This is a genomic window from Nocardia sp. CWNU-33 (assembly GCF_046764895.1).
Lineage (GTDB): Bacteria > Actinomycetota > Actinomycetes > Mycobacteriales > Mycobacteriaceae > Nocardia.
This window is the reverse complement of sequence record NZ_JBKOQN010000001.1, coordinates 592,447-608,094: the sequence shown is the minus strand read 5'-3', so window position 1 is coordinate 608,094 and position 15,648 is coordinate 592,447. Positions and strand designations below refer to the sequence as shown.

The 15,648-nt window shown below is 65.1% G+C and carries 18 protein-coding genes; 14 read left to right on the top strand and 4 right to left on the bottom strand.

Annotation, left to right across the window (positions count from 1 at the left end):
• Nucleotides 1-2: 2 nt before the first annotated feature.
• Nucleotides 3-440: a type II toxin-antitoxin system VapC family toxin gene (locus tag ACLMAL_RS02190; protein ID WP_411997508.1), complete on the bottom strand. Its 438-nt coding sequence runs from the start codon at nucleotides 438-440 to the stop codon at nucleotides 3-5.
• Nucleotides 430-690 (bottom strand): AbrB/MazE/SpoVT family DNA-binding domain-containing protein, encoded by a 261-nt coding sequence (locus tag ACLMAL_RS02185; protein WP_406235833.1) that lies wholly within the window; start codon nucleotides 688-690, stop codon nucleotides 430-432. The genes ACLMAL_RS02190 and ACLMAL_RS02185 overlap by 11 nt, the downstream gene beginning before the upstream one ends.
• Before the next feature lie 111 nt (nucleotides 691-801).
• Here ACLMAL_RS02185 and ACLMAL_RS02180 point away from each other — a divergent pair, with 111 nt between their 5' ends.
• Together ACLMAL_RS02180 and ACLMAL_RS02175 are read left to right on the top strand one after the other, a co-directional pair.
• Nucleotides 802-1,089, top strand: coding sequence for a Scr1 family TA system antitoxin-like transcriptional regulator (locus tag ACLMAL_RS02180; protein ID WP_411997507.1), 288 nt, complete (start codon nucleotides 802-804; stop codon nucleotides 1,087-1,089).
• Nucleotides 1,086-1,289, top strand: coding sequence for a DUF397 domain-containing protein (locus ACLMAL_RS02175; RefSeq protein ID WP_411997506.1), 204 nt, complete (start codon nucleotides 1,086-1,088; stop codon nucleotides 1,287-1,289). Before ACLMAL_RS02180 ends, ACLMAL_RS02175 begins: the two co-directional genes overlap by 4 nt.
• A 147-nt stretch (nucleotides 1,290-1,436) precedes the next feature.
• Here ACLMAL_RS02175 and ACLMAL_RS02170 read toward each other — a convergent pair whose 3' ends face one another.
• Both ACLMAL_RS02170 and ACLMAL_RS02165 read right to left on the bottom strand, forming a co-directional pair.
• Entirely contained in the window at nucleotides 1,437-2,546 is a 1,110-nt protein-coding gene (locus tag ACLMAL_RS02170; protein WP_411997505.1) for an acyl-CoA dehydrogenase family protein, read from the bottom strand.
• Between the two features lie 29 nt (nucleotides 2,547-2,575).
• Nucleotides 2,576-3,769, bottom strand: a complete 1,194-nt coding sequence (locus tag ACLMAL_RS02165; RefSeq protein ID WP_411997504.1) for an acyl-CoA dehydrogenase family protein — start codon at nucleotides 3,767-3,769, stop codon at nucleotides 2,576-2,578.
• A gap of 156 nt (nucleotides 3,770-3,925) precedes the next feature.
• On the opposite strand from ACLMAL_RS02165, the gene ACLMAL_RS02160 reads away from it, so the two are divergent.
• The 12 genes from ACLMAL_RS02160 (at nucleotide 3,926) to ACLMAL_RS02105 (ending at nucleotide 15,635) form a co-directional block, all read left to right on the top strand.
• Nucleotides 3,926-4,114: a ferredoxin gene (locus ACLMAL_RS02160; protein WP_328408708.1), complete on the top strand. Its 189-nt coding sequence runs from the start codon at nucleotides 3,926-3,928 to the stop codon at nucleotides 4,112-4,114.
• A 141-nt stretch (nucleotides 4,115-4,255) separates the two neighbouring features.
• Nucleotides 4,256-5,155: a 3-oxoacyl-ACP reductase gene (locus ACLMAL_RS02155; RefSeq protein ID WP_411997538.1), complete on the top strand. Its 900-nt coding sequence runs from the start codon at nucleotides 4,256-4,258 to the stop codon at nucleotides 5,153-5,155.
• Between the two features lie 301 nt (nucleotides 5,156-5,456).
• Nucleotides 5,457-6,221, top strand: coding sequence for an ABC transporter permease (locus ACLMAL_RS02150; RefSeq protein WP_328408710.1), 765 nt, complete (start codon nucleotides 5,457-5,459; stop codon nucleotides 6,219-6,221).
• Between the two features lie 4 nt (nucleotides 6,222-6,225).
• Nucleotides 6,226-7,077 (top strand): MlaE family ABC transporter permease, encoded by an 852-nt coding sequence (locus ACLMAL_RS02145; RefSeq protein ID WP_411997503.1) that lies wholly within the window; start codon nucleotides 6,226-6,228, stop codon nucleotides 7,075-7,077.
• A gap of 6 nt (nucleotides 7,078-7,083) precedes the next feature.
• Nucleotides 7,084-8,304 (top strand): MCE family protein, encoded by a 1,221-nt coding sequence (locus ACLMAL_RS02140; RefSeq protein WP_411997502.1) that lies wholly within the window; start codon nucleotides 7,084-7,086, stop codon nucleotides 8,302-8,304.
• Nucleotides 8,301-9,329, top strand: coding sequence for an MCE family protein (locus ACLMAL_RS02135; protein ID WP_411997501.1), 1,029 nt, complete (start codon nucleotides 8,301-8,303; stop codon nucleotides 9,327-9,329). The genes ACLMAL_RS02140 and ACLMAL_RS02135 overlap by 4 nt, the downstream gene beginning before the upstream one ends.
• Nucleotides 9,326-10,390, top strand: a complete 1,065-nt coding sequence (locus tag ACLMAL_RS02130; RefSeq protein WP_411997500.1) for an MCE family protein — start codon at nucleotides 9,326-9,328, stop codon at nucleotides 10,388-10,390. Before ACLMAL_RS02135 ends, ACLMAL_RS02130 begins: the two co-directional genes overlap by 4 nt.
• Nucleotides 10,387-11,649 carry an MCE family protein gene (locus ACLMAL_RS02125; protein WP_411997499.1) on the top strand — a complete coding sequence of 421 codons (1,263 nt, stop codon included), beginning with the start codon at nucleotides 10,387-10,389 and terminating at the stop codon, nucleotides 11,647-11,649. The genes ACLMAL_RS02130 and ACLMAL_RS02125 overlap by 4 nt, the downstream gene beginning before the upstream one ends.
• A complete protein-coding gene (locus ACLMAL_RS02120; protein ID WP_411997498.1) occupies nucleotides 11,646-12,896 on the top strand; it encodes an MCE family protein in 1,251 nt (416 codons plus the stop codon). The genes ACLMAL_RS02125 and ACLMAL_RS02120 overlap by 4 nt, the downstream gene beginning before the upstream one ends.
• Nucleotides 12,893-14,320 carry an MCE family protein gene (locus tag ACLMAL_RS02115; protein WP_411997497.1) on the top strand — a complete coding sequence of 476 codons (1,428 nt, stop codon included), beginning with the start codon at nucleotides 12,893-12,895 and terminating at the stop codon, nucleotides 14,318-14,320. The genes ACLMAL_RS02120 and ACLMAL_RS02115 overlap by 4 nt, the downstream gene beginning before the upstream one ends.
• On the top strand, nucleotides 14,317-15,150 hold the full coding sequence (locus tag ACLMAL_RS02110) for a hypothetical protein (RefSeq protein WP_411997496.1): 834 nt from the start codon (nucleotides 14,317-14,319) through the stop codon (nucleotides 15,148-15,150). Before ACLMAL_RS02115 ends, ACLMAL_RS02110 begins: the two co-directional genes overlap by 4 nt.
• Nucleotides 15,147-15,635, top strand: a complete 489-nt coding sequence (locus tag ACLMAL_RS02105) for a h domain protein (RefSeq protein WP_328408720.1) — start codon at nucleotides 15,147-15,149, stop codon at nucleotides 15,633-15,635. Before ACLMAL_RS02110 ends, ACLMAL_RS02105 begins: the two co-directional genes overlap by 4 nt.
• Nucleotides 15,636-15,648 lie beyond the last annotated feature (13 nt).

The following is a 15,648-nucleotide window of genomic DNA, read 5'->3' as shown; positions in this document are numbered from 1 at the left end:
GTTCAGGAGTCGGGCGTGATCAGCTCTACGGTCGGGAAGTAGCCCCGATACCGGGCAGTATCGCGTGTCAGCAGTCGATAACCGGCGACAGCGGCGTGCGCGCCTATGTAGAAGTCGGACATCGGGGAGCGCTTCTCGCCACCATTGCGGCGGTAGCGCTGAAATGCCTTTCCTGCCAGAAAGCCGGCACGGAACGGCAGTGCTTCATGCTCGAACTCATCGGCAGGCAGCAAATCGTCCAGATCTTCGACGGTGTCGTATCCGACGGAAACTTCGGCGTAGATGATCGGGTTGATGACAACCCGCCCGGAATCGAGGGCCTCGGTGATTCGATCCGCTGACCACGCGCCCCATTTCTCGTCGTCGGTCATGACATCGAGCAGGACGCACGAGTCGATCAGGGTGGCCGGTCCGGCGATGGGTGTCGGACTACTCGCCACGGAGCAGGTCCATGATCTCGTCGGTGCTCATGCCTTCGATATCTCGGCTCGCTGCGGTGCCGCGCAGCCGACGGACAAGGCGTTGGCCTCGGGTGGGGGCACCTTCGGTACGCACGATCCGGAGCGTGCCATCGACTTCGACGATCTCTACGTCATCGCCCTCGCGCAGATTGTGCTTGGCACGAAGCTGGGCGGGGATCGTTACCTGGCCTTTGCTGTTGAGCAGCACAGTAGCCTCCTCGGGCTGCATCCGTAATACGCTTATTACGTAATACTAGTGAGAACAGGGTGATCAGCGCCGTGGTATCGACGGTCGGCTCGGCGTCGGCGCTAGCGGTTGATGCGGTGGGCACCCGCGGATATGGATGCTCGGCCGAACGTCAGCATTCGAATCCTGCCCTTCAGCGCGGGCCTTCCGTTGGGGGTGGCGGTTGGCCCGTTCATCAATCTCGAGTTCGGTGTCGACAGCGAAGGGGAGCCGATCGAGCCTCTTGTTGTCTATGTCGAGAACTTCGCTGGCGATCTGTATCTGACGAAGGCAGATATCGTACGGCGGTACCATCAGGCGTACGAGAGCATTCGCCACCAGGCTCTGGATGAGGTGGCCGGCCGGAGCCTGCTTCGGCAGGTCGCGAAGGAGTACATGTGAACATCGATCTGGCCGGTGCCGAATGGTTCAAGAGCAGTCGTAGCGGCGCTGTAGGGAACTGTGTCGAGGTCGCATTCCTCTCGAATAACCTTGTTGGCGTTCGTGATTCGAAGAACCCCTCCGGCCCGGCGTTGCTGTTCACTTCGGCCGAGTGGTCGGCCTTCACAGTCGCTGCGGCGCACGGCGAGTTCGACCGCTGACTGCTCACACCGCAGGCCTTCGCAACCGGCAGTCCAACGAATAGGGCCGAAATAATCGCGACAGGGCCGCGGTCATCAGTGAGTTACCACAGCAATCGGCCCGCCGGGGCAGGACCGGCGGGCCGATTCGGGTGCGGAGTTCCTGGGTCAGGCAGGAGTTTCCGCGAGGAGAGAGCCGATGGCCCGGAGGTGGTCGGTGGCCGCGCCCAGTGCGAATTCGTTGTGCTTGGCGGCGGTGAAGTAGTTGTGCACGATGTGGTCGCGGTCGATGCCGACGCCGCCGTGCACGTGCACGACAGTGTGCGCGACGCGGTGGCCCGCATCGGCCGCCCAGAACTTCGCGGTGTGCACAGCCGCGGCGCTCGGTAGGTTCTCCGACAGCTGCCAGGTGGCCTGGGTGACGGCCAGGCGCAGGCCCTGTACGTCGATGTAGCCGTCGGCCAGGCGCTGCGCAACGGCCTGGAAGCTGCCGACCGCCTTGCCGAATTGCTCACGCTCGCGGGCGTAGTCGGCGACGAGTTCCAGTGCGCGTTCGACGGTGCCGAGTTGCTGGGAGCTCAGTCCGAGCCAGGCCCTGGTCAGCAGCCAGTCCAGGATCTCGGCGCCGTTGTCGACGGTGCCGACCAATTCGGCAGGGGTGTCGGTGAATTCGAGCGAGTACTCGGCGCTCAGGTCGGTCACCTGCTGGGCGGCAAGCTGGACCGATGCGTCGGACGGATCGACGAGGAACACCGCGGCACGGCCGGAAACCGTTGCCGGGACCAGGACCCTGGCGGCCTGCGCGGCGAACGGCACCGCGAGCTTGGCGCCGGTCACCCGCCAGCCGCCACCCCCCTCGACCGCCGTGGTTGTCGGCTTGGTCGGCTCCCAGTTCTGCTCTTCGGCCAGTGCCGCCGTGAGGATCGCGCTGCCCGCACCGGCCTGGGTGGCCCAATCGCGTTGCGCGTCATTGCCGAACGCGGCCAGCGCGCCGGCACCCAGCACAACCGACCACAGGTACGGCACCGCGGCGACATACTTTCCGAGCTCACGCAGGATGGCGTTCTGCTCCAGCGGCCCGAAGTCGTTGCCGCCAACCGTCTCCGGCAGCGCCGCTGCCAGCACGCCGGTTTCGGCAAGAGAGGCCCACAGCGGTTCGTCGAAACGCACGGCTGTCTTGTCGAGTTCGCGCAGCCGGTCGGCGGTGACCAGCTTGCCGCACACCTCGCCGGTCAATCGAGCGAGATCGAGCTGGGCCTCGGTGGGGGTGAAATCCATGGCGATCTACCTACTTTCGAAAGTCTCGCTCAGCGTGCCGAGGCCGGCTGCTCGAGGGCGGTCATGGCGATGATGTCGCGCTGGACCTCGTTGGTGCCGCCACCGAAGGTGAGGATCAGCGCGGCCCTGTGCATCCGCTCGAGTCGCCCGCGCAGCACGGAGCCGGGGGAGTCCTGCCGCAGGTAGGCCTGCGGGCCGAGGATCTCCATCAGCAGCCGGTAGGCCTCGGTGGCCAGTTCGGTGCCGTACACCTTGCAGGTGGAGGCATCCCACGGACGTGGCGCGGCGTCGCCGCCCGCATCGGCGCGGCTGGCGATCTCCCAGTTCATCAGTTTCAGGTACTCGACTTTGGCGTGCACTCTGGCGAGGTTGAGCTGCACCCACTCCTTGTCGATCACCCGCTGGCCGTCGGCCGATTTGGTGTTGCGTGCCCACTCCACGGTCTGGCTCAGCGCGAGGCCGAGCGGTCCTGCCGAGGTGAGTGCCACCCGCTCGTGGTTGAGCTGGTTGGTGATCAGCGCCCAGCCACCGTTCTCCTGGCCGACCAGCGAGCTGGCGGGGACGCGGACGTCCTGGTAATACGTGGCGCTGGTATCCGGGCCCGCCATGGTGTGCACCGGTGTCCAGGAGAAGCCCTCGGCCGTGGTCGGCACGATGAGCATGCTGATGCCCTTGTGCTTCTTGGCGGTCGGGTCGGTGCGCACAGCGAGCCAGATGTAATCGGCATAGGCGATCAGGCTGGTCCACATCTTCTGACCGTTGATCACATAGTCGTCGCCGTCGCGCACCGCGGAGGTGCGCAGGCTGGCCAGGTCGGTGCCCGCGCCGGGCTCGGAGTAGCCGATAGCGAAGTGCAGTTCGCCCGCCGCGATCTTGGGTAGGAAGAACTTCTTCTGCTCCTCGCTGCCGTAGTGCATGATCGTCGGCGCGACCGAGTTGATGGTCAGGAACGGCACCGGCGCGCCCGCGATGGCCGCCTCGTCGGTGAAGATCAGCTGGTCCATCGTCGGCCGGTCCTGGCCGCCGAACTCCTTCGGCCAAGCCAGGGTCAGCCAGCCGTCGCGGCCCATTTCCTGCACGACCTCGCGGTACACGTTGCCCTGCCCGTACTCGCCGGTCTGCGAGCTCAGCGCCGCACGGCGCTCCGGGGTGATCAGCCGCGCGAAGTAGTCGCGCAGCTCCTCGCGGAGCTGTTCCTGCTGCGGCGTGTACGCAATGCGCATGGCAAATACCTCATGCCTTCGTTCGATTGGGTTCAACCGATCATTGCATATGAACTGAAACATGTTCCAGTATTGAGGGTGAATCCGGTTGATGACGGCACACGCCGTCACCTCGGGTTGTTAGGCTTCGATCACAGTCTTGTCAAAGGAGTTGCCATGAAGGTCAGTGTCGATCTGGACCAGTGCGAGGCGAACGGAATCTGTGTCGGAATCGCCCCCGACGTCTTTGAACTCGACGACGAGGACGTGCTGCACATTGTGGCGGCGGAGGTACCCGCCGACCGGCTCGCCGATGTGGAGGATGCAGTGGCGCAGTGTCCGAAGGCTGCGCTGCGGCTGGAGTAGCCCGGTCCTTGCTCTAGATAGGAACACGTTCTAGAGTCGGCCCGTGAGTGAGCGCAGCGAGCGAACCAAGAACACAGGGCGCGCATCGCGCACGGCGGAGCCGAGCGCTAGCGAGGTGCAGCCGTGAGCGATGAAGAAGTGATGGGCAACACAGACCTCGCCGGGCGGGTGGCGATCGTGACCGGGTCCGGCGCGGGGCTGGGCCGGGCCGAGGCGCTCGCCCTGGCTGCCGCGGGCGCGTCGGTGGTGGTCAACGACCTGTCGGAGTCGGATGCGGTCGCCGACACCCTCGCCGAGATCAGGGCGCTCGGCGCCAAGGCGGAGTTCGTCGCGGGCAGCATTGCCGAGCGTTCGACGGCCGATGCGCTCATCCGTACCGCGGACGAGGCGTTCGGCGGTGTCGACATCGTGGTCAACAATGCGGGCATCACCCGCGACCGGATGCTGTTCAACATGTCCGACGAGGACTTCGACGCGGTGATTGCGGTGCATCTGCGCGGCCATTTCCTGTTGTCCCGCAATGCGGGAGCCTATTGGCGCGCCAAATCCAAGGAAGCGGGCGCGCCGATCTACGGCAGGCTCGTCAATACCTCGTCGGAGGCGGGACTGCTCGGGCCCGAGGGGCAGGCCAACTACGGTGCCGCGAAGGCGGGCATCACCGCGCTGACGTTGTCCGCCGCACGCGGCCTCTCCCGCTTCGGCGTGCGGGCCAACGCCATCTGCCCACGGGCGCGGACCGCGATGACCGAGGCTGTGTTCAGTGCGGCGCCCGAGGGTGGCGTCGATCCGCTCGCGCCGGAGCATGTGGCCAGACTGGTCACCTACCTCGCCTCGCCCGCCGCCGACGCGGTCAATGGCCAGGTCTTCGTGGTGTACGGGCCGATGGTCGCGCTGATGGCGCCGCCGACGGTCGAGCGGCGGTTCGACGCGGCAGGTGACCAATGGTCAGCGAACGATTTGGCCGCCACGCTCGGCGGGTACTTCGCCGATCGGGCGGAAGGTCGTACATTTTCCGCATCCTCATTACTCGATCTCGGCTGATTCGCTCGCTGATGGCGGGTGCCATCGGTCGACATGCTGATCATGTGACCAACTGTTGATCGCCGGCCTGGCGCTTGGTAGACATGGGAGTCAAGGGTGTGCCACGGCTCACAGGGCCCAGGTCATGCATTTCTGACACACGTTTCAAATTGAGATCCTCGCGTCTAAGAGAAGTGCAGTTCAAAGTTGGCGAAAAGCTTCCTACGACAAAATGAACATGTTCTAATCGTTGAGGCAACGACGCCTCGAGGGGGCATCACGCTGTGAGCTGTGCAAGCAGGATGATCAAGGAGGATCGCGAATGAACGAGGTCCTCGCTGTGCCGTTGCGTGCGGTGGGCGGTTTTTTCGAACTGGTCGCCGACGTCGCCCGCGCAAGCATTCGACGCCCTTTCCAAGGGCGCGAATTCATTGATCAAGCCTGGTTCATTGCCCGTGTCTCGATCGTTCCGACGCTGCTCGTCGCCATTCCGTTCACGGTGCTGGTCAGCTTTACGCTGAACATCCTGCTTCGCGAAATCGGCGCCGCCGACCTCAGCGGCGCCGGTGCGGCATTCGGCGCGGTCACCCAGGTGGGACCGATCGTCACCGTGCTCATCGTGGCAGGCGCAGGCGCCACCGCGATCTGCGCCGACCTCGGCGCCCGAACGATCCGCGAAGAGATCGACGCGATGCGCGTGCTCGGCATCGACCCGGTTCAACGACTGGTGGTGCCGCGCGTGCTGGCCTCGACCTTCGTCGCACTGATGCTCAACGGCCTGGTCTGCACCATCGGCATCGTCGGCGGCTTTCTGTTCTCGGTGCTGCTGCAGGATGTGAACCCCGGCGCTTTCGTCAACGGCATCACGCTGCTCACCCATCTGCCCGAACTGATCATCTCCGAGGTGAAGGCCGGCTTGTTCGGACTGATCGCCGGGCTGGTGGCGTGTTATCTGGGCCTGAATGTCAAAGGTGGTCCCAAGAGTGTCGGTGATGCGGTGAATCAGACCGTCGTCTTCGCCTTTATGGCCCTGTTCGTGGTGAATGTCGTGGTCACCGCCGTCGGTATCAAGTTCTCGGCGCGGTGATCACATGGCATTCGTGATCGAATCCCGGTTCCCGCGTATGGTGCGGCGAGTGCGTCGAGTTTCTGGCTCACTCGATTCGATGGGCAAGCATGCGGTGTTCTATGCGCAGACGCTGGGATCCATCCCGCGTGCGCTGGTGCACTATCGGACCGAAACGATCCGATTGATCGCCGAGATCAGCATGGGCACAGGTGCTTTGGCTGTTATCGGCGGCACCGTTGTCATCGTCGGATTTCTCACCCTGTTCACCGGCGGCACCATTGCCGTTCAGGGTTACAGCTCGCTGGGCAATATCGGTGTCGAAGCACTGACCGGATTCTTCGCGGCGTTCATCAACGTACGCATTGCGGCGCCGGTGATTTCGGGCATCGGCCTCGCCGCAACCATCGGTGCGGGCTCGACCGCGCAGTTGGGCGCGATGCGGGTGGCCGAGGAGATCGACGCGCTGGAATCGATGGCGATCCGGCCGGTGCCCTACCTGGTCGGCACCAGAGTGCTGGCCGGGATGATCGCGATCGTGCCGCTGTACGCGCTGGCGGTCATCTGTTCGTTCATCGCGAGCCGGTTCGCGACGGTGGTCATCTACGGGCAATCCGCGGGCGTGTACGACCACTACTTCTCGACGTTCCTGATTCCCAGCGACATCCTCTGGTCGTTCGCGCAGGCGATCTTCATGGCCTTGGCGGTCATGATGATTCACACCTACTACGGCTATCACGCCGCGGGCGGGCCGGTCGGTGTGGGAATCGCGGTAGGTAATGCGGTGCGGGCCTCGTTGGTCGCGGTGGTCACGGTGACACTGTTGATCTCGCTGGCCATCTATGGCACCTCCGGCAACTTCCATCTCTCCGGGTAAAGCGGTATGGCGCAATCGAAGCAAGCAGAACGCGGCCTGGCAGCAGCCATGCGCGGTGGGCTCGGCCTGAAACTGGCGGGCGCCGCGATGGTGCTCACCCTGGTCGCCATCGCCGCCGTCGCAATGATCATGTTCGTCGGCGGCTTCACCAAGACGGTCACCGTCACGGTCGACGCACCGCGCAGTGGCCTGGTCCTGGACCCCGACGCCAAGGTGAAGGTGCGTGGGGTGGAGATCGGCCGTGTTTCGGCGATCAACCAGACCGGCGACGGTGCGAAGCTGAAGCTCGCGCTGGATCCGGAACTGCTGAAACTGGTTCCGTCGAATGCGGGCGTCGACATCCGTTCCACCACCGTATTCGGCGCGAAGTACATCAACTTCACCGTGCCGCAGCAGCCCTCGTCGACGTCACTGCAGCCCGGGGCGACCGTGACCGCCGCCGCGGTGACCGTCGAATTCAACACCTTGTTCCAGCATCTGTCGGACCTGCTCGGCAAGATCGAGCCGGAGAAACTGAACGCGACGATGACCGCGCTCGGCACCGCGCTGCAGGGGCGGGGTCAGAAGCTGGGTGAGCTACTTGCACGCAGCGACGCGTACCTGAAGGACATCAACCCGTATCTGCCTACCCTGCAACAGGATCTGATCAAGACGGCCGATGTCACCGAGCTCTACGCCGACACCGTTCCCGACCTCCTGCGCACCGTGAACAACCTCATCACGACGAGCAACACCTTCGTCGACGAGCAGAGCGGCCTGGACAACGTGCTGGTGAACCTCATCGGCCTGGCCGACACCACCGGCTCGGTGTTGCGGGAGAACGAGAATCAGCTCGTCACCGCGCTGGATCTGCTGCAGCCGACGACCAGTCTGCTGAGGGAGTACGCGCCCGCACTCGGCTGCGTCATCAATGGCATCGGTCCGCTGATGCCGACGGCCGAGGCCATGTTCGGCGGCATAAAGCCAGGCATCGGTATGAACACCAACTTCATGTTCGGCGCCAAGCCCTATACCTATCCGGATGATCTGCCGAAGGTGAACGCCACCGGCGGTCCGCACTGCGAAGGCGTCGTGAACCGAGTGCCCGGCAGCCACGCCGACTATGTCGTCACCGATACCAGCCAGGGCACGGTGTACCAGCCGAACACGGGATCGCCGCGATTGAACGAGGCGCCCAGGGTGTTCCAGCTGTTGTTCGCCGGGCTGCCGGGGGTGCCCACGCCGTGAAAAATACTGGAACAGCAATCAAGTTGGCCATCTTCACCCTGGTGATGTCGCTGGTCTTCGCCGGGCTCGCGATCGTGTTCAGCCAGGTGCGTTTCGCGAGGGAGTACGGATACCACGCGGTGTTCACCAGCTCGTCGGGGATGCTGCCCGGCTCGAAGGTGCGCATCGCCGGCGTGCCGGTCGGCACGGTCACCTCGATCAAGGTGGGCAAGGACCATCTGGCGCATGTCGAGTTCGATGTCGACCGCAAGTACCGGTTGCTCGCAAGCACACGCGCGACGATCAAGTACGAAAACCTGGTCGGCGACCGGTATATGGAACTGCTCGAAGGACCCGGCTCGACGCATGTGCTCGCCGACGGCGGCACCATCGGCAAGGAGCAGACCGCGCCCGCGCTCGACTTGGACATGCTGCTCGGTGGCTTCAAGCCGCTCATCCGTGGCCTCGATCCCGGGCAGGTCAACGATCTGACCAATGCGCTGCTGCAGATCTTCCAGGGCCAGGGTGGCACGCTGGTGCAGCTGTTGAACAGCGGCGGCTCGTTCGCCAAGACCCTCGCCGACCGCGATGCGTTGATCGGCAGTGTGATCAACAATCTGAACACGGTGTTGGAGACCATCGACCAGCGCGGCGACCAGTTCGCCACCACACTCGACGAATTGCAGCGCCTGGTCAGCGGTTTGGCCGCCCAACGGGATCCGATCGGTGACGCACTGCCCCGAATCGCCGGAGCCACGCGCGATCTCACTGATCTGCTCGGTCAGGCGCGTCCGGATCTGCGCGCGACCATCGAGCAGACCGGGCGCCTGGCCACCAATCTCGACGGTGGTTCCGACACCGTGCAGTGGGTGCTCGAACGCCTGCCCGCCACCTATAAGCAGCTGATCCGCATCGGCGCCTACGGCTCGTTCCTGCAGCTCTACATCTGCGGCACGAACATGCTCGTGGATGGCCCCGACGGCAAGGTGATACAGGTCAACCTGCCCGGGGAGCAGACGACCGGAAGGTGTGCGCCGAACAAATGAACGAGAAGCGATCACCAGCCATCACCATCGGCGTCGTCGGCATTGTCGTCGCGATCGCGGTGGCACTGTCGGCACTGCAATTCGACCGGCTGCCGTTCATTCGCGGGGGCGCCACCTTCACGGCGTACTTCGCCGACGCGGGTGGTTTGGTGCCCGGCGACCCGGTGCAGGTCGCCGGGGTGCGCTCGGGCCGGGTGGAGGATGTCCATCTGGACGGGGCCAAGGTGCTGGTCCGGTTCACCCTCGATGAGTCGATCGTGTTGGGACAGAAGACCTCTGCCGCGGTCAAGACGAACACCGTGCTCGGCCGCAAGTCGCTCGAGGTGACACCGGAGGGTTCGGGCGCATTGCGTGCCGACGACACGATTCCGCTGGAGCGCACCACCTCTCCGTATTCGCTCAACGACGCGCTCGGCGACCTCGGCCGCACGGTGCAGGGGCTGGATATGGATCAGGTCGACAAGACCCTCGACGCACTGTCGGCGACCTTCGCCGACACCCCCGCGCCGCTGCGTTCCGCGCTGGACGGGGTGACCGCGTTGTCGCGCAGCATCAATGCCCGTGATCAGGCGCTGTCGGAGCTGCTGACCCGTGCGCAGAGCGTCACGAAGATCCTCGCCGACCGGAGCAACCAGATCAACGCACTCCTGTTGGACGGCAACGACCTGCTCGGCGAGCTGGATCGACGCCGCGGCGCGATCGCGCAGTTGATCGTGTACGTCAATGGTGTGTCCCAGCAGCTGTCCGGACTTGTCGCCGATAACGAGGCGCAGCTGAAACCGGCGCTGGACAAGTTGAATTCGGTGCTCGCGCTGCTGCAGCGCAATAAGCAGAACCTCAGCGAGGCGCTCGATGGACTCGGACCATATTCGGCGGCGCTCGGTGAACAGGTCGGCAACGGACCTTGGTTCAACGCCTACGTGGTGAACGCGTCGAGCACCGAACTGCAGCCGCTTGTCGATGCCCTGGTATGGCCGCAGCATCTCCCGGAGGACCTGCGCAATATCTTCACGAACCCGGGACCCTCGATCGGGCCCGCAGTCCAGGAGCCGCCGCGATGAGCATGCTGACCACTGTTCGGAAGCTGCCGCGCTGGGTGCTGGCCGTCGCGGGAGTGCTGGTCGCCGCCCTGGTGCTGACCGGCGCGTACAGCGGCATCCTCCGGATCGGGAAGACCACGATCACCGCATACTTCCCGTCGACGACGGGTTTGTACGCGGGTGACGATGTGCGGGTGCTCGGCGTCAAGGTCGGCAGCATCGATGCGATCGACCCCGGCCGCGACCGGGTGAAGGTGCGGATGACCATCGATCGCGGGGTCGACATTCCTGCCGACGCCCGCGCGGTGATCATTTCGCCGTCGTTGGTTTCGGCCAGGTTCATTCAGCTCGCACCCGCCTACACCGGTGGCCCGAAGCTGGGCGACGGCGCGGAGATCGGGCTCGATCGCACCGCGGTGCCCGTCGAGTGGGACGACATCAAGGCCGAGCTGTCCAAGCTGGCAACGACTCTCGGCCCGGTGGGCGACGACACGCAGGGTTCGTTCGGGCGCTTCATCAACACTGCCGCCGATAATTTGGACGGCAACGGTCAGAAGCTGCGCGACACGTTGCGGGAGCTGTCGGCGACCTTGAGCACGCTGTCCGACGGCCGCACCGACCTTTTCGGCACTATCCGGAATCTGCAGAAGTTCGTCGAGGTGCTGTCGTCGAGCAACGAACAGATCGTGCAATTCGGCGGCAGGCTCGCCTCGGTGTCCTCGGTGCTGGCCGGTGTCTCCACGGATCTCGGTGCCGGACTGGACAATCTGGATGTGGCCCTTGCCGATGTGAAGCGATTCCTGGAGGGCAGCGGCGCCGAACTCACCGAGGGCGTGCAGCGGCTGGCCGACGTCACGCAGACGCTGGTGGACAAGCAGCCGGAACTGGAGCGGGTACTGCACGCGGGACCGACGGCACTGGTGAACTTCTATCAGATCTACAAGCCGGCGACCGGTACGGTCAGCGGGGCGATCGCACTGAACAACACCGCGGATCCGCTCAGCTTCCTGTGCGGATCGATCCGGGCGCTGGAGGCCAATGATTCCAACCGCTCCGCCGATCTGTGTGCCCAATACCTTGCACCCGTGATCAGCTCGCTGGCCATGAATTACGCGCCGATACTGCTGAATCCGGCCTCCAGCGTAACCGCGTTCCCCAACCAGTTGGTGTACAGCCCGCCGAGCCTGGCGGCGCGGGCACCATCGACGGCACCGCAGCAGGCGCCGGTAACCGTGCCGAGTGGGCTAGAGGGACTGGCCATTCCGGGAGGAGGGCGATGATGCGACCGCGTTCGATGCGCAGGATAGGTGCCCTCGCCATTGGCATCGCGGTGACGCTCGGCGTCTCCGGCTGCCAGTGGGACGGTCTGAATTCGCTGCCGATGCCCGGCACCCAGGGGACCGAGAAGGGCTCCTACGCGGTGCGCATCCAGATGCCGAATGTGACAACGCTGACCAGGAATTCACCGGTGCGCGTCGACGACGTGCCGGTCGGGACGGTGACCAAGATCGAGGTGGAGGGCTGGCATGCGCTGGTCACCGTTTCGATCAATCCCGATGTGAAGCTGCCGGCCAACGCGGTCGCGAAGATCGGTCAGACCAGCCTGCTCGGCAGCAACCATCTCGAGCTGGCCCCGCCGACCGATGTCGCACCGCAGGGGCAACTGCGCGCTGGTGACCTCATTCCACTGGACCGCGCCGGCATTTACCCGACCACCGAGCAGGTGCTTTCGTCGCTGTCGGTGGTGCTCAACGGCGGAGGCATTTCGCAGCTGGAGACGATCACCCGCGAGCTCAACGCCGCGTTGCACGGTCGCGAGAACGACATCCGTGATCTGCTGCCGCAGCTGGCCGAACTCACTACCAATCTCGACGCGCAGCGCAACGACATCATCAGGGCCATGAGCGGATTGGATCGCCTCGGCGGTCAACTCGTCCAGCAGCGTGATGTGCTGGCCGCCGGAATAGAGCAGATCCACCCCGCGCTCACCGTGCTCGCCGATCGCACCGCGAACATCACCGCCGCGATCACCGCGCTCGGTGAGCTGAGCGATGTCACGCAGCGGATCGTCGCGGCGGGCGGTGAGAACCTGAAGTCGAATCTGCGCAGCCTCGCGCCGCTGCTGCAGACACTCGCCGACACCGGCGACAATCTCATCGAGTCGCTCAAGATCCTGCTCACGTTCCCGTTCCCGATGAAGAACCTCGACAACGCGATCAAGGGTGACTACCTCAACCTGTACATCACCATAGATATGACCGGGAAACGGCTGGATACCAACTGGCTCACCGGAACACCGCTCGGCGGCCGGTTCGGCGGCGTCGAAGGTGTCCTCGGCGGCTTCGCGCCCAATACGGCCACTCAGAACGGGAACCCGGCGACCGGGCCACTGCAACCGCCGCCCACCCAAGGCCGGCCAACGCCGACCATCCCTGGTCTGCCGCCGATACCGGGGCTGCCCGCCATTCCAGGACTGACCGTGCCGTTGCCGGGAGCCACTGCGCCACAAGGGGGTCCGGGGCGATGACGCTCACCCGATTCGTTCGCATCCAGCTGTCGATCTTCGCCGTGCTCACAGTGATCGGCCTGGTGGTGATGGGCGGTATGTATGTCCAGCTGCCCGCGATGTTCGGCATCGGACGCTACGACGTGATCGTCCGCCTCGATGCGACCGGCGGCCTCTACCAAACGGCGAACGTCGCGTATCGCGGCACGAATGTCGGTGTGGTCAAGGAAGTTCGGCTCACCGAGGACGGTGTCGAGGCCGAACTGTCCATCGACAGCGATTACAAGATCCCGTCCGATGTGGACGCCTGGATCCGCAGCGTTTCCGCGATCGGTGAGCAGTACGTCGATCTGGTGCCCGTCGAGCAGCCCAAGGGCGGAAACCTGGCCGCCGGCTCGGTGATTCCGGTGGATCGCACCAAGCTGCCACAGGATGTGGGATCGCTGCTGGACCAGACCGACCGGCTGCTGTCCAGCGTCGCCGACACCAGGCTGCGTCAGGTGATCGACGAGGCATTCCAAGCTTTCAACGGTGCGGGCCCCGATCTGCAGCGGTTCATCGATTCGGCGGCCCTGCTGGTGCAGGAGGCGCAGAACAGTGCGGAACCGACCAAGAAGCTGCTGGATCAGATCGGGCCGCTGCTTGACACCCAAATTCAATCGGATGCGGCCATCCGTTCGTGGACACGCGATCTGGCCACGGTGACCGACCAACTGCGCGCCCACGATCCCGCGCTGCGCAATCTGCTGCGCGACGGTCCCGCCGCGATGCAGCGGGTCAGCGCACAGTTCAACGACTTGCGACCGACGCTGCCGTTGTTGTTGCGGAATCTGGTCAGTGTCGGACAGGTCGCCGTCACGTATCACGCTGGGCTGGAACAACTTCTGGTGGTTTTCCCGCCGTTGATCGCGGCACTGGAGACGATCATCCGTGGACCGATGGAATATGGCGTGATGGTCGACTTCATGGCTGTTGTCAACGATCCGCCCGCGTGCACCACCGGGTTCCTGCCCGCGGATCAGCGCCGCTCGCCGAGTGAGCTGGACTCGATCGGCACCCCGCCCGGCCTGTACTGCAAGGTGCCGCAGGATTCGCCCATCGAGGTGCGCGGTATCCGCAATACACCCTGCATGGAGGTGCCGGGTGTGCGCGCTCCGACTCCGGAGCTGTGCCGCACCGGGTATGTGCCGGAGGGGAACAACCCGCCGTTCGGTCCGGTGCAGCCGGTGGCCCCCGCGAGCGCGCCCATCGCGCCTGCCGCAGTGCCCGTCGCCCCCGCGAGCTACGGTGGCGGCACGCCGGCGGCCGCTAAGCCCTACGACCCCGGCACCGGCGTATACATCGGTACGGACGGACGCACCTACCGACAAGGCGACGTCGGGCGGGGCGGATCGGGCACGGTACCGTCGAGCTGGCAGGCAATGCTTGAGGAGCAGCAACGATGAGTGAGATCAACGAAGATACTCACCGCGCGCGGCGACGCGCGGTGCGTTCGGCGGGGCCTCCGGTCGAGGAGGCCGGGACGGGCGAGTCCGTGGCTGCCGCAGACTCGATGTCCGGGGTCGCGAAGGGCTTCTCGGCGCGCGCAGTGGCGCTCGGCGCCGCGGCCGGACCCGAGGACACCGCGACTGCTGGTGCCGCGGCGACGTCGGCCGCCTCGAGTGTGCCGGACGCCGAGCCGACGCCTGTCGATGGCAGCCGGGTCGACCTCGGCAAATCACAGGCGGAAACCGCGAAGGACGCCGACGAGCCCGGCGACTCCGGGCAGGCCGAGGAAACGAAGGAAGGCGGGGGACGCACCCGCATCCTGGCCGCGGCCGCATGCGCACTGCTGGCCGTCGCCGCGGTGATCGGCGCGGGCTGGTCGGTCATGGCGATGAAGTCGGTCGACGACCGCGATACCCGCCGCACCGAGTACACCCAGACCGCCAGGCAGGCGATCCTCAACCTCACCACCATCAGGGCCGATTCCGCCAAGGAGGACATCGACCGGATCCTTTCGGTCGCCTCCGGCCAGTTCAAGACCGAATTCGACGGTCGGGTCGACCCGTTCCTCAACATCGTCAAGGAGGCCAAGGTCGTCTCCAACGGCGAGATCGTGGAGGCCGCGGTCGAGAGCGACGACGAGGGCTCGGCAAAGATCCTCGTCGCCGCAAAACAGACACTGACCAATGCGGGTCAGGCCGAGCCGCAGACGCGGTTCTACCGGTTCCGGGTCACCGTGACCCGCAACGATTCCGGGCTGTCCGCGTCCAACGTGGAGTTCGTGGGATGAGTGGACTACGAGGCAAGATCCTGCTGCTCGTCACGGCCGTGATCGTGGTCGTGGCGGGAATCGTGGCCGGTATCAACGGATATCGGTACTGGGATGATCGGCGATCGGAGCAGTCACGCACCGAAGCGGTCGACGCGGCCGACCGCACGGTGTCGGCGATGTTCACCTACGACTACAAGACCGTGGACACCGAGCTGCCGAAGGCGGCCGATCAGCTCTCGGCGAGCTTCCGCGACGACTACCTGAAATTGATCAAGCAGGCCATCGCGCCGGGTGCCAAGGAGAAACAGCTCAGCGTCAAGGCGACCACCGAGGCGCGCGGCGTGGTTTCGGCCGATCGCTCGCGTGCGGTTGTCCTGATCTTCCTCAACCAGGTCACCACCAGTCAGGAATCCCCGCAGGGCACTTCCACCGGCAGCCGGGTCCGGGTCACCCTGGACAAGAGCGACGACCACTGGCTGGTTTCGCAGGTCACGCCGATCTGAGCCGGTGCACCAC

Excerpts from the sequence above, each read along its gene's own strand:
- ACLMAL_RS02185 (WP_406235833.1), bottom strand. The coding sequence starts at position 690 with ATGCAGCCCGAGGAGGCTACTGTGCTGCTCAACAGCAAAGGCCAGGTA.
- ACLMAL_RS02180 (WP_411997507.1), top strand. The coding sequence starts at position 802 with ATGGATGCTCGGCCGAACGTCAGCATTCGAATCCTGCCCTTCAGCGCG.
- ACLMAL_RS02170 (WP_411997505.1), bottom strand. The coding sequence starts at position 2,546 with ATGGATTTCACCCCCACCGAGGCCCAGCTCGATCTCGCTCGATTGACC.
- ACLMAL_RS02165 (WP_411997504.1), bottom strand. The coding sequence starts at position 3,769 with ATGCGCATTGCGTACACGCCGCAGCAGGAACAGCTCCGCGAGGAGCTG.
- ACLMAL_RS02160 (WP_328408708.1), top strand. The coding sequence starts at position 3,926 with ATGAAGGTCAGTGTCGATCTGGACCAGTGCGAGGCGAACGGAATCTGT.
- ACLMAL_RS02155 (WP_411997538.1), top strand. The coding sequence starts at position 4,256 with ATGGGCAACACAGACCTCGCCGGGCGGGTGGCGATCGTGACCGGGTCC.
- ACLMAL_RS02150 (WP_328408710.1), top strand. The coding sequence starts at position 5,457 with ATGAACGAGGTCCTCGCTGTGCCGTTGCGTGCGGTGGGCGGTTTTTTC.
- ACLMAL_RS02145 (WP_411997503.1), top strand. The coding sequence starts at position 6,226 with ATGGCATTCGTGATCGAATCCCGGTTCCCGCGTATGGTGCGGCGAGTG.
- ACLMAL_RS02140 (WP_411997502.1), top strand. The coding sequence starts at position 7,084 with ATGGCGCAATCGAAGCAAGCAGAACGCGGCCTGGCAGCAGCCATGCGC.
- ACLMAL_RS02130 (WP_411997500.1), top strand. The coding sequence starts at position 9,326 with ATGAACGAGAAGCGATCACCAGCCATCACCATCGGCGTCGTCGGCATT.
- ACLMAL_RS02125 (WP_411997499.1), top strand. The coding sequence starts at position 10,387 with ATGAGCATGCTGACCACTGTTCGGAAGCTGCCGCGCTGGGTGCTGGCC.
- ACLMAL_RS02120 (WP_411997498.1), top strand. The coding sequence starts at position 11,646 with ATGATGCGACCGCGTTCGATGCGCAGGATAGGTGCCCTCGCCATTGGC.
- ACLMAL_RS02115 (WP_411997497.1), top strand. The coding sequence starts at position 12,893 with ATGACGCTCACCCGATTCGTTCGCATCCAGCTGTCGATCTTCGCCGTG.
- ACLMAL_RS02110 (WP_411997496.1), top strand. The coding sequence starts at position 14,317 with ATGAGTGAGATCAACGAAGATACTCACCGCGCGCGGCGACGCGCGGTG.
- ACLMAL_RS02105 (WP_328408720.1), top strand. The coding sequence starts at position 15,147 with ATGAGTGGACTACGAGGCAAGATCCTGCTGCTCGTCACGGCCGTGATC.